The organism is Mesorhizobium sp. L103C131B0, from assembly GCF_000502275.1.
Classification (GTDB): domain Bacteria; phylum Pseudomonadota; class Alphaproteobacteria; order Rhizobiales; family Rhizobiaceae; genus Mesorhizobium.
In genome coordinates, this window is sequence record NZ_AYXC01000012.1 from 1 (window position 1) to 12,233 (window position 12,233).

Annotated in this window: 12 protein-coding genes; 3 read left to right on the forward strand and 9 right to left on the reverse strand. The window is 62.5% G+C overall.

Annotated elements, in window-relative coordinates; translation table 11 throughout:
* Nucleotides 1-176: 176 nt before the first annotated feature.
* The 3 genes from X730_RS145770 to X730_RS145760 all read right to left on the reverse strand — a co-directional run bounded on the left by X730_RS145770 (nt 177) and on the right by X730_RS145760 (nt 3,446).
* Entirely contained in the window at nt 177-1,208 is a 1,032-nt protein-coding gene (locus X730_RS145770) for an Hsp33 family molecular chaperone (protein WP_027049368.1), read from the reverse strand.
* 108 nt (nt 1,209-1,316) lie between these two features.
* Nucleotides 1,317-2,228: an ornithine carbamoyltransferase gene (gene argF, locus X730_RS145765; RefSeq protein ID WP_023681949.1), complete on the reverse strand. Its 912-nt coding sequence runs from the start codon at nt 2,226-2,228 to the stop codon at nt 1,317-1,319.
* Nucleotides 2,229-2,246: 18 nt separating this feature from the next.
* Nucleotides 2,247-3,446 (reverse strand): aspartate aminotransferase family protein, encoded by a 1,200-nt coding sequence (locus tag X730_RS145760; protein WP_023681950.1) that lies wholly within the window; start codon nt 3,444-3,446, stop codon nt 2,247-2,249.
* A 358-nt stretch (nt 3,447-3,804) separates the two neighbouring features.
* Between X730_RS145760 and X730_RS145755 the strand changes: the two genes are divergently transcribed.
* On the forward strand, nt 3,805-4,323 hold the full coding sequence (locus X730_RS145755; RefSeq protein WP_023669627.1) for a GcrA family cell cycle regulator: 519 nt from the start codon (nt 3,805-3,807) through the stop codon (nt 4,321-4,323).
* A gap of 165 nt (nt 4,324-4,488) precedes the next feature.
* Here the strand turns inward: X730_RS145755 and X730_RS145750 are convergent, their stop codons facing one another.
* The 3 genes from X730_RS145750 to X730_RS145740 form a co-directional block, all read right to left on the reverse strand.
* Nucleotides 4,489-5,496, reverse strand: a complete 1,008-nt coding sequence (locus X730_RS145750; protein WP_023826796.1) for a magnesium and cobalt transport protein CorA — start codon at nt 5,494-5,496, stop codon at nt 4,489-4,491.
* A 95-nt stretch (nt 5,497-5,591) separates the two neighbouring features.
* Nucleotides 5,592-6,314, reverse strand: a complete 723-nt coding sequence (phoU, locus tag X730_RS145745) for a phosphate signaling complex protein PhoU (protein ID WP_023692535.1) — start codon at nt 6,312-6,314, stop codon at nt 5,592-5,594.
* Nucleotides 6,315-6,429: 115 nt separating this feature from the next.
* Complete coding sequence (locus X730_RS145740; RefSeq protein ID WP_023826797.1) at nt 6,430-7,695, reverse strand: ATP-binding protein; 1,266 nt, start codon at nt 7,693-7,695, stop codon at nt 6,430-6,432.
* 102 nt (nt 7,696-7,797) lie between these two features.
* On the opposite strand from X730_RS145740, the gene ppk2 reads away from it, so the two are divergent.
* Entirely contained in the window at nt 7,798-8,703 is a 906-nt protein-coding gene (ppk2, locus tag X730_RS145735; RefSeq protein WP_023738211.1) for a polyphosphate kinase 2, read from the forward strand.
* A 193-nt stretch (nt 8,704-8,896) separates the two neighbouring features.
* On the opposite strand, the gene X730_RS145730 is transcribed toward ppk2, so the two are convergent.
* The gene (locus X730_RS145730; RefSeq protein WP_023749998.1) at nt 8,897-9,535 is read right to left on the reverse strand and encodes a GNAT family N-acetyltransferase; all 639 of its coding nucleotides are present in this window, start codon (nt 9,533-9,535) and stop codon (nt 8,897-8,899) included.
* A 275-nt stretch (nt 9,536-9,810) separates the two neighbouring features.
* On the reverse strand, nt 9,811-10,542 hold the full coding sequence (locus X730_RS145725; protein WP_023669621.1) for a LuxR family transcriptional regulator: 732 nt from the start codon (nt 10,540-10,542) through the stop codon (nt 9,811-9,813).
* A gap of 261 nt (nt 10,543-10,803) precedes the next feature.
* On the opposite strand from X730_RS145725, the gene X730_RS145720 reads away from it, so the two are divergent.
* Nucleotides 10,804-11,655: a transporter substrate-binding domain-containing protein gene (locus X730_RS145720; RefSeq protein WP_032910163.1), complete on the forward strand. Its 852-nt coding sequence runs from the start codon at nt 10,804-10,806 to the stop codon at nt 11,653-11,655.
* Nucleotides 11,656-11,689: 34 nt separating this feature from the next.
* Here the strand turns inward: X730_RS145720 and X730_RS145715 are convergent, their stop codons facing one another.
* Nucleotides 11,690-12,103, reverse strand: a complete 414-nt coding sequence (locus X730_RS145715) for a tellurite resistance TerB family protein (protein ID WP_023703444.1) — start codon at nt 12,101-12,103, stop codon at nt 11,690-11,692.
* Nucleotides 12,104-12,233: the final 130 nt, after the last annotated feature.

The following is a 12,233-nucleotide window of genomic DNA, read 5'->3' on the forward strand; positions in this document are numbered from 1 at the left end:
CGACACACGGCACATGAAGCTTGCCCGCCGCAGCGCCGCGCCAACCAATCCGCTTGGCGCTGCGGCGGACGCATAGGGGGAGAGAAGTGTCACCTATGTATCCGGTTCAAAGTGTTACCCATCTATCGGCTGGACACAGGCACCTTCTCCCCGTGAACGGGGAGAAGGAAGAGATGCTACTGAGCTGCAAACTCCGCCGGGTCGAAGTCGTACTGCTTCGAGCAGAACTCGCAGGCGACGTGGATGCCGCCATCTTCGGTGCTGTCCTTGATCTCCTGCGCGGAAAACCCCTCGAGGATGCCGCGTATCTTGTCCCTTGAGCAGGAACATTGGTCGGCGACCGGCACGCCGCCGAAGACGCGCACGCCATGTTCGTGGAACAGCCTGTAGAGCAGCCGCTCGGCGCCGATGGTCGGGTCGATCAGCTCGGTCGGCTCGATGGTGCCGAGCAGCGCCACCAGCTCGCGCCACGAATTGTCGGCCGGCTCCTGCGTCACGTCACGCGGATCGCCGTCGCCGCCCGAAATGTCCGGCACGCGCATGCGCTCGGGTGACTGCGGCAGGAACTGCGCCAGGATACCGCCGGCGCGCCACTGCTCGCGCGCACCGCCGGGGCCGGGCGTCAGCAGCTTGGCCACCGACAGCCGGAGGTCGGTCGGGATCTGCTCCGACTGGCGGAAATAGGTGCGCGCGGCGTCTTCCAGCGTCTCGCCGTCGAGCTGGACGATGCCCTGATAGCGCTGCGTGTGCGCGCCCTGGTCGATGGTCAGGGCCAAAACGCCGCTGCCCAGCAGCGTCTGCTGCGAGGTCTGGCCTGCGGCCACCAGGGCCTCCAGCCGGTCGGCATCGAAGCGCGCATAGGCGCGCAATGCCGAAGGCGTGGAGAAATCCGCGACCAGCATGTCGACAGGCCCGTCGGTGCGGGTCTGCAGGATGAACTTGCCTTCAAATTTGAGCGAAGTGCCGAGCAGCACCGTCAGCACACAGGCTTCCGCCAGCAGGCGGGCGACCGGCTCGGGATAGTCATGACGGTTGAGGATGGCGTCGAGCATCGGCCCGAGCTGCACGGTGCGGCCGCGCACGTCGAGCGGGCCTACCTCGAAGGGCACGACATGATCGTCGCCGGCATAGCCGAACTCGCCGAGTTTGGGGTGATGTTCAGTCACTTGATGCGTTTCCAACATGACAAAGCTCCAGGGCGCGGCCATGCGGCCCGGAGGGGTGCATGCGTCCAAACGCGCTTGATTTGCGTGATGGGGCGCAAATAGGCATCGCGCCGCCCCGGATCAAGCGCTTGGAGATCAAGCGCCTGGAGATCAAGCGCCCAGACACCAGGCCAAAACCGCCTTCTGGGCGTGGAGCCGGTTCTCGGCTTCGTCGAAGACCACCGAATGCGGACCGTCGATGACCTCGTCGGTCACTTCCTCGCCACGATGGGCCGGCAGGCAGTGCATGAACAGGGCGTCGGGCTTGGCCCTGGCCATCAGCGCCGCATTGACCTGATAGGGCGAGAAGACATTATGGCCGCGGGCGCGGTGTTCCTGGCCCATCGACACCCAGCAGTCGGTGACGATGCAGTCGGCCTGGTCGACGGCCTCTTCGGGCGAGCGGGTGAAGTGCAGCTTGCCGCCATTGGTCTTCGACCAGTCGATGTGCTTCTGCGCCGGCTCGCTGCCTTCCGGTACGGCGACATTGAGGTTGAAGCGGAACCGCGCCGAGGCCTCGAGCAGCGAATGCAGCACGTTGTTGCCGTCGCCGGTCCAGGCGATGGTCTTGCCGGCAACCGGACCGCGATGCTCCTCGAAGGTCATGATGTCGGCCATCAGCTGACAGGGATGGGTGTCGTCGGTCAGCCCGTTGATGACCGGAATCGTGGCATTCTCGGTCAGCTCGAGCAGCCGCTCATGCGACGTGGTGCGGATCATGATGGCGTCCACATAGCGCGACAGCACCTTGGCGGTGTCGGCAATGGTCTCGGAGCGGCCGAGCTGCATTTCGGTGCCGGTCAGCATGATGGTCTCGCCGCCGAGCTGTCGCATGCCGACGTCGAAGGACACGCGCGTGCGCGTCGACGGCTTGTCGAAGATCATGGCCAGCACCTTGCCTTCGAGCGGTTTGGTCCGTTCGCCGGCCTTGAGGCGCGCCTTGCGCACCACCGCATCGTCCAGCATCAGGCGCAGATCGCCTTCGGAAACGGCGGAAAGATCGGTGAAATGGCGAAGGCTCATCGGGAATGGTTCTCGGGATTACTTCGCGGCGGCCGCGGCGATGGCGTCGGTCAGGCCCTTGGCGCCGGCGCGGATGCGATCGAGCGCTTCGCCGATCTCGGCGTCGGTGACGGTCAGCGGCGGCAGCAGACGAATGACGTTGTCGCCTGCCGGCACCGCCAGCAGATGCTGGTCGCGCAGCGCCATGTTGACCTTGGTGTTGGGCATGGCGCATTTCAGGCCAAGCATCAGGCCGCTGCCCCTGATGCCTTCGATGACATCAGGAAATTCGTCGGCGACCGCCGCCAGGCCCTGCTTCATCAGCAATGCCTTGCGCTGGACGTCTTCGAGGAAGCCGTCTTCCAGCACGACGTCGAGCACAGCGTTGCCGACCGCCATGGCCAGCGGATTGCCGCCGAAAGTGGTGCCATGCACGCCTGCCGTCATGCCGACGACAGCGTCGTCGGTGGCGAGGCACGCGCCCATCGGGAAGCCGCCGCCAATGCCCTTGGCAATCGCCATGATGTCGGGCGTCACGCCGGTCCATTCATGCGCGAACAGCTTTCCGGTGCGACCGATACCGCACTGGACCTCATCGAAGATCAGCAGCAGGCCATGCTGGTCGCAGAGCTGCCGCAGCCGCTTCAAGGATTGCGTCGGCACCGGGCGGATGCCGCCCTCGCCCTGTACCGGTTCGATCAGGATCGCGGCGGTCTCTGGTGTGATCGCCTTCTCGGCGGCGTCGATGTCGTCGAAGCCGACCTGGTCGAAGCCTTCGACCTTGGGGCCGAAGCCTTCGAGATATTTGTACTGGCCGCCGGCGGCGATGGTCGCCAGCGTGCGGCCGTGGAAGGCGCCTTCGAAGGTAATGACCCGGAAGCGCTCGGGATGGCCCTTGACGAACTGGTAGCGCCGCGCCGTCTTGATCGCGCATTCGAGCGCCTCGGCGCCGGAATTGGTGAAGAACACCTTGTCGGCGAAGGTGGCGTCAGCCAGCCGCTCGCCGAGCCGGGCCTGCCCCGGGATCTCGTAGAGATTGGAGACGTGCCAGAGCTTGGCCGCCTGTTCGGTCAGCGCCGAGACCAGATGCGGATGGCTGTGGCCCAACGAATTGACCGCGATGCCGCCAGCGAAATCGAGATATCGCTCGCCCTTGTCGGTAACCAGCCAGGTGCCTTCGCCATGGTCGAAGGCCAAAGGGGCGCGGGCAAAGGTCTCGTAAAGCGCCGAACCGCTCATTATATGCGTCTCCGGTACCGGAAAAATCAAAAAAGCCGCCAAAGCGGCGGCCTTTGCGGCTTATCGTGTTTTTCGGCCATGAAGTCAACGAAAACGTCGCGCAGAGGCGCGCGGCAAGCTCCCGACGAGACGCCGGCTCATAAGCGACCGGGCAAGTTGGGGAAAACCTAAAAAACCGATTCGTGTTGCACCTGGGACTCTTGTCACCGAGTCAACACATGAGGTAATTGTAGTCGGGAAATAACTAGATTTCGTGCGGCGGACCTAATCACCTAATATATGTGGTGTCTGCCCCGGCAAAGATTGCCGGGTCGGGAACGGATTCCGGCTGCCGCACACATAGCAGGAGCGCGGTCTCATGAACTGGACTGACGAGCGGGTCGAACTTCTCAGGAAACTGTGGTCGGAGGGCTTGAGCGCAAGCCAGATCGCCGCACAACTCGGCGGGGTCAGCCGCAACGCGGTCATCGGCAAGGTGCACCGGCTGAAGCTGTCGGGCCGCGGACGCTCGACCGCGACGCCGGCGCGTCAGAAGAAGACAACGCAGGGATCTTCGATCCAGAAATCGGTGCCTCGCGCCGCAACCACGCAGCGCCATGTCACGACGTCGATCGGGGCGAACGCGCTGCAGGCGCAGTTCGACGCCGAGCCAGTGGCGCGCCACTACATCCGCCCGGTCGAAAACGTCGTCGTGCCGATCTCGCGGCATCTGCAGCTCACCGATCTCACCGAGCGCACCTGCAAATGGCCGAATGGCGACCCGCTGTCGGAAGACTTCAACTTCTGCGGCAACGAGGCGGCTGAAACCGGACCTTACTGCAAGTACCACGCAAGGGTGGCGTTCCAGCCAGCTTCAGAGCGGCGCAGGAGCCGGTAGTTAGGAATAGGGATTGGGGACTGGGCAGTAGGGAATGGGGTAGCGCTCGTGAGGCGCTACCTTATACTGCCTACTGCCTACTGCCTACTGCCTACTGCCTACTGCCTACTGCCTACTGCCTACTGCCTACTGCCTACTGCCTACTGCCTACTGCTGCCTGCCCCCTCACAGCCACCCACTCTTCCGAAATTGCCAATACAAAAACGAGCAGATCAGCGCGATCGAGACCAATACGACGGGATAGCCGTATTGCATCTTCAGTTCCGGCATGTCGTCGAAATTCATGCCGTAAATGCCGGCGAGCGCCGTCGGCACCGCCAGGATCGCCGCCCATGAGGCCAGCTTCTTGGTGTTCGCGGTTTCCTGGCTCTGGCCGACCAGCAGGCTGGCTTCGAAAGCGAACGCCAGAACCTCGCGCAGGCTGTCGATCTTTTCCTGCACGGTGCGGATATGGTCGGTGACATCGCGAAACAGCGGATGCATGGCGGTATGGATCTGCGGCAGGTCGGCGCTGGTCAGCCGGCGGCAGACCTCGACCAGCGGCAGCGCCGCATTGCGCAGGCGCAACAGATCGCGGCGCAGCATGTAGAGCCGCTCGATGTCGGGACCGGTCATCGGCTTCAGCAGCACCCTGTCCTCGATCGCCTCGACCTCGTCCTCGATCTGCTCGAGCACCGGCATGTAGTTGTCGACGATGAAGTCGAGAATGGCGTAGAGGACGAAATCCTCGCCCTTGGCCAGTGAGTGCGGACAGCTTTCCCAGTGCTGGCGCACGGCGGCGTATGAGGTCGAGGGACCATGCCTGACGCTGACGATATAGCCTGAGCCGACGAACAGATGCGTCTCGCCGAAGGTGACGCGTCCGTCGATCAGCTGTGCAGTGCGGGCAACGATGAACAGCGCATCGCCATATTGCTCGATCTTCGGCCGCTGGTGCGGATGTTCGGCGTCTTCAATCGCCAGCTCATGCAAATGGAATTGCGCCTTGACGCGCAGCAGAAGCTCGCGGTCGGGTTCGAGCAGCCCGATCCAGACGACATGGCCCGACTTCTTGGCCCATTCACCGGCTTCCTCGATCGGAATGTCGGCGATCCGCTTGCCGGCGGTGTAGACGCTCGACGCGATGATGCCGGACGATGCCGGCGCCGGCTTGAACTCTCGGACATATTCCATCGCAGCCTCCTGAGCGCCTGGCCTTGGCCAGGAACCGAGACGCTAACATCCGGGCAGTTTAGCGCAATATGATTAAGCGTTCGAGGGGCGCGCGATCACTTCACCGGCAGCGCCGGCAGGGCAACCTTGTCGGTCTTGTCGCCCTTTGGACGCTCGGCCGGCAACTGCTCGCCGGTGACGATGTAGTAGATCGTCTCGGCAATGTTGGTGGCGTGGTCGCCGATGCGCTCGATGTTCTTGGCGCAAAACAGCAGATGCGTGCACGGCGTGATGTTGCGCGGATCTTCCATCATGTAGGTCAAAAGCTCGCGAAACAGCGAGGTGTACATGGCGTCGATCTGGTCGTCGCGGTCGCGAACGAAGCCTATTTTCTCGACCGAGCGCGAGGCATAGACGTCGAGCACTTCCTTGAGCTGGGTCAAAGCGAGTTCGGCCAGCGCCTCGAGGCCGCGAAACAGGCTGGTCGGCTGGCGGCCGTCAATGACGCTGACCACACGCTTGGCGACGTTCTTGGCGAGGTCACCGACCCGTTCGAGGTCGGCCGAAATGCGGATGGCGCCGACGATCTCGCGCAGATCCGTCGCCATGGGCTGGCGCTTGGCGATGATGACGATGGCTTTGTCGTCGATTTCGCGCTGGCCATCGTCAAGCACGATGTCGTCGCGGATGACCTTCTGGGCGAGGCCGGGATCGGCATTGACCAGCGCCTGGATCGCCTGCTCGACCATGCGCTCGGCATGGCCGCCCATCGCAGCGATGCGCTTCGCCAGGTATTTCAGCTCTTCGTCATAGGCGCTGACAATGTGTACGGACTGCATGGGCGAAATGCCTTCCTTAAATCTTTGGCCTTTTGCGTCGTTTCCTCGACCCCTGTGCTGATACGCTAGCCGGATGACAGAAAGAAGAAACAGGCAGTTAGCAGATAGTACCGCCTCAGCCTGCCGGCAAATGGACCGTGAACGCCGCGCCCTTGCCAACCTCCGACTTGATCGAAAGCCGGGCGTTGTGGCGCGTCAGAATATGCTTGACGATGGACAGGCCAAGACCGGTGCCTTTCTGGGTGCGGCTGCTCTCCACGTCGACGCGATAGAAGCGCTCGGTAATGCGCGGTATGTGCTCTTCCGGGATGCCCGGGCCATAGTCCCTGATGGTGACATCGATGCCCGGTTCCGGGCCGGCCTCGCCCCGCGCGATCGACACCGTGACGCGTCCGCCAGGCTGGCCGTATTTGCAGGCGTTTTCCAAGAGATTCTCGAACACCTGGAACAGCTCGTCGCGGTCTCCGGGCACGTCGAGCGGCCCCTCGGCGTAGCCGCGTTCGATGACGACGCCGTTCTCGCTGGCGAGCGGGCCCAGTGAATCGATGACGCTGTCGATGGTCTGGCGCAGATCGACCTCGGTTCCCGGCCTCAGGTAAGGCTTCATTTCAAGCCTCGACAGCGACAGGAGATCGTCGATGAGGCGCGCCATGCGGCCGGTCTGGTTCTGCATGATCTGCAGGAACTGCTCGCGCGCCGCCGGATCGTTGCGGGCCGGGCCGCGCAACGTCTCGATGAAGCCCGAGATCGAAGCAAGCGGGGTGCGCAACTCGTGGCTGGCATTGGCTATGAAGTCAGCGCGCATGCGGTCGATGCGGCGCGTCTCACTCTGGTCCTTGAATACCAGCACATAGAGATCGGTGGCGTGGCCGACCGAGGACGCGCTGACCCGGTAGGCGCGTTCCACCGGCAGCTTCTCGGTGTAGTCGACGGCATCGGAGGCGACGGCTCCCGACAGTACGCCGTCCAGCAATGCCTGCATTTCCGGGGCGCGGAATTTCAGCGACAGCGACAGGCCGGGCGCGATGCCGCCAAAGGCGGCATAGGCGGCGGCATTGGCGTGGACGATGGTGGCGGTGCGGTCGAAGATGATCAGCGGATCGGCAACGGCAGCCGCAAGATATTCGCCGGAAAGCCGCTGCAGCCCGCTCGCCTCGACCGTGGTAATGGTCTCAGCAGACCGGCTGGCGCCACCGGTTGGCAGAAGCGCGGCGGCCAGCAGCACCGTCAACGCAGCCAGGACGACATAGGCAGAGATACCGGCAAACCCATAAACGGCCATGATGGCGATCGCACCGGCGGCAAGCAGCCATCGGCTGTTCCACAGCCGGCCGGCGACGGCCTGCCCCGTGGTTGTCCGCTCTGCGCCGGTGTCAGCCATTCGTGCTTTCCGTGCTTCTGCGCCGGTCCCGCCGAAACTTCCGCTGGACCGGGTTTGAGGCCCCCCATAGCATGAGTCCGCAGGCTGGAAAGGTTCGTCTCGATGAAAAAAGCCAAGGAAAGTCCCGCCGCAGAGCCGGCAAAGGGGCCGCTGAAGATCAAGGTGGACGGCAAGGAGCGGGAGTTCGACATCGAAAACCCCGAGCTTCCCAGCTGGATCGAGGACCACAAACTGACCGCAGGCGACTACCCCTACGACAAGAAAATGAAGAGCGAGGAGTATGACGAGACGCTGGAGCGGCTGCAGATCGAACTGGTCAAGGCGCAGGCCTGGCTGCAGGCGACCGGCAGCAGAGTGATGTCGCTGTTCGAGGGGCGCGATGCCGCCGGCAAGGGCGGCACCATCTCGGTGCTGCGCCAGTATCTCAATCCTCGAACCGCGCGCAATGTGGCGCTGACCAAGCCGACCCCAACCGAAGTCGGGCAATGGTACTACCAGCGCTACGTCGCCCATTTCCCGACATCGGGCGAATTCGTCACCTTCGACCGGTCCTGGTACAACCGCGGCGGCGTCGAGCCGGTGATGGGCTTCTGCACACCGGAACAGCATGCAAAATTCCTCGACGAGACGCCGCATTTCGAGCGGATGATCTCCAACGACGGCATCTATTTCTTCAAATTCTGGCTCAACATCGGCCGCGAAACCCAGCTCGAACGGTTTCACGACCGCCGCTGGTCTCCGCTGAAGAACTGGAAGTTCTCGCCGATCGATATTGCCGGCATTACCAAATGGGACGACTACACCAAGGCGCGCGACCAGATGGTCGAGCGCACGCACAAACAGTTCGCGCCCTGGATCATCGTGCGGGCCAATGACAAGCGACGCTCGCGGCTGGCCGTCATGCGGCGCATCCTGTTGTCACTGCCCTATGATGGGCGCGATCTCGACGCCATCGGCAAGGAAGATAAGAAGATCGTCGGCGACGGGCCGTCGTTTCTCGAGAAGTAGAGACGGGCCTCGATAGGCAGAGGCTGAAATTACAGAGCCCACCCCCACACGGAGGTGGGCTCTGTGGCCATTGTCTAAAGCGCATCGCATTTGAACGGATTCACGCGACGGTCTTTGTTTCATGCATGTCGTTCTCTCAAAACCGGGGCCACTTTGAGCGACATGCATTAAAGCGCGTCGGGTGAAGACAGTCTCACGACGCCTGCCGCATGCCGAGCATGTGGGGGGTGCCCCTGGCCAACACCGGGGCGTGATGGTTGCGGCGCGAACGCACGACATCCAGCGTATGCTCGTTGAAGGTCAGCAGTGTGGCGACGACCTGCTGGTTGCCATAGGTGCGCTGGTAACCGAGCGGCGTCGCCAGGAAGTGCAACTGCAGCGTCCGCAGCACCCACACCGGCTCGACCTCGATAATGACCTGATCGACATTGCGAGCAAGGCCCCATTCGACGAAGCCGGCGATCAGTTCGGTGCCGACCGTAGACACGCCGCGCTTGCCATCGCGAAAGCCTGGCGCCACCGCGTAACGGGTTAGCTCCCAGACATTCGGTCCCGAAGGGCGCTTTCCCTCGCAGAGTTCCGGCATCACATCGCTAAGGAGATGCGGCCGTGTGGTCGGCAGCATCCGATGATAGCCTGCGAGCTCGCCATTGCGTATGACAAGGTGGTGTTCGGCCTCATTATGGTCGAATTGATCGATTTCGAGGCCGTCCGGGCGATCGAGATCGGTCCACCGCATCTCATCGACGAAGACCTTGTAACGCAGGCGATGGACGGCCTCCCATAGGTCGGGACGTTCCATCAGTTGTTGAGTGGTAAGGGAAAATAGCATTAGCCGTCTCCTGGGCTTAAGAGGAAGATACGGCCGGGCTTTCCCGAAAAAATTGCGCGAAGGTGTTGGCAAGGATTTCCAGGCTGCCACAGCCGACATGGCTAATATAGCTGCGTCTAAACGCCTCCGCGATGGCGTGCACCCTGTTGGCGACGCCGAGTCTGCTTTTGGCGTTAAGAAAGCATTAGCCGTCTCAAGAGGACGACAGGGGCCGGTCTTTTCTGAAATTATGACGCCAACAATGCGGCCATATATTTCGGGCCGCCAGAACCGGCCTAGCTGATATAGCCGTGCCTGACTGCTTCGGCGACTGCCTGCACACGGTTGGCGGCGCCTAGTTTGCTCTTGGCGTTGAGAAGGTGTTTCTCAGAGGTATGCTCCGAGATGCCGAGGATCTGCGAAATCTCCCACTCGGATTTTCCGACCGCCGCCCATTGCAGGCATTCGCGCTCGCGCGGCGTCAATTCAATGTGATCGATAGATTTGCCGGCCGTCGTTTGAAGCTGCATGGCGCGGCCGATGGCATAGGTGGAGGCCAGCGAGACCATTGCGAATTCGGCTTCGGACAGTTCGACCGCCTCACCGCCCAGCGAGACCAGCGCGATCTGGCCTTCGAGCGTGATCAGCGGGAAGGCGAGGCCGTCACGCAGCTTGAACTGGCGGGCGTCGCGCATTACCTCGGCGCTGCTCTTGTCGGCGGGCATGCTTTGAACGGCATCGCGCCATTGGAATGGCGCCCGAAACTGCTTCAAATGGCTGACGACCGGATCGTGGTCGACGTAGTTGCGCGATAAGTAACGCTCCAGCCATTCGCTAGGCCAATCGCAGAGCAGCACATGGTCCTTCGTCTGGCTGCTTGGTGTACCGGGCTGCGGCACCGTTGCGGCTATCAGGGCCGTCAATCCGAAATTCGAGGTGACACTAAGTAGCTGCTCGCACACCGCAGCCGACGTGTCGGCACGCTGCACCCGGTCAATATATTCAAGTGTCCGGTCAAAATAACCCATCGCAACATCTACCCCATGTTGCCTACCGCTCTTGAGACCGATGCTACGTGCCTGCCCCGCACTTAGCCATCAACCCCGGATTGCAAAGCCACATCCTTAGCTTCTCTAACGCCAGCGACCGCCAACCCCGGGCCGACTCTGTGCGGCTATTTGCAACCTCGCCAAAGCATAACCCGAAATTTGCCCGTTGAAATCAAAAACAATTGTGCCTGCGCCGTTTTCGTATCACAAGCCAACGGTCAAGACGGGCGGAGTTTTTTCGTGACACCTCGCTGGATAGCCATCGCCTTGCTGTCGATGCTGATGGGAGTGCAGCCGTTTGCCGGCGATGCGCGGGCAGCGGAACCGCAGGTACCGGTGCTTTGGGATGCCAAGGAGCGGCTGCCGAAACCGGACCTTTCGGCGCTGCCGAGGCTCAGGTTCCTCACCACAACCGATTTCCCGCCCTTCAACTTTCTCGACGGCACGGGCCGATTGTCCGGCTTCCACATCGACCTGGCGCGGGCGATTTGCGCCGAACTCGACATCGCCGACAAATGCCAGATCCAGGCGCTGCCCTGGGCCGAACTCGACGACGCGTTGCAGAAGGGCGAAGGCGAGGCGATCATCGCCGGCATCGCCGCTACGCCGGAGACGCGGGCGAAGTACAGCTTTTCGCGCTCCTATCTACAGTTTCCGGCGCGCTTCATCATGCCGAAGACCAAGGCCTTCGCGGAGCCGATCCTCGACAAATTGCGCTCGAAGCGGGTCGGCGTGCTGGCCGGCTCGGCGCATGAAAAGATGCTGCGCGATTATTTCGGCACCGTGCAGATCATCCGCTTCGACCGGCCGGAAGACCTCTACAGCGACTTGAAGAGGGCCAAGATCGATGCCGCCTTCGGCGACGGCATGCGCTTTTCCTTCTGGCTGGGCGGCACGGACGCCGCCGGTTGCTGCCGCTTCGCCGGTGGACCCTACCTGGCGCCGGAATATCTGGGCTCCGGCATGACCATTGCCACCCGGGCCAGCGACCCAGCGCTGGTCGCAGCCATGGACTACGCGCTGCAGGAGATATCGGTGAAAGGCACCTTCGCCGAATTCTACTTGCGCTATTTCCCGGTCAGTTTCTTCTGATCCGGTTCCCGGTCCGCTTTTTCTAGGGGCTGGATCAGGTCAGCGTGCGCAGGCGGGCCTTCGCCCCGCGCGCGATGGCTGCGGCGGTCAGCGTGTCGAGATCGAGCTCACGCCGGATCAACTGCAGCACCCGCAATTCCTCCATGCGCATTTCTAGATCGACGGCGGCAACCTCGAAGGCCGCGGCATAGGCGGTGTCGTGCAGCCGTTCGGGCAAAATCTCGGCGACACGCTCGAGCACGCCTTCCAACCCATCCTTTTCATGCAGCATCTTCTGGCAGTCCTGCGCAATGGCGATCAGCCTGTCCTGCTTGAAATCCTCGAACACCGGCCAGCTGCGGACGACGTCGCCGATGCGCGCCAGTTCGATATCGGTCATGTCGCGATCGGAAGCCGAGGTGATGACCATCAGGTAGATCAGGGCTTCATGGGTGGACGGCAACGGCATTCAAAACTCCTTGATAGTGAGGGTCGAAGGTAGGGACGCCACGGCGCCGTCGCAACGAAAACGCCTGATATCGTTGACGCTCCGCCCTGTCGCGCCTAGAGACCCGGTTGAAAAATCTTACCAGCCGCGA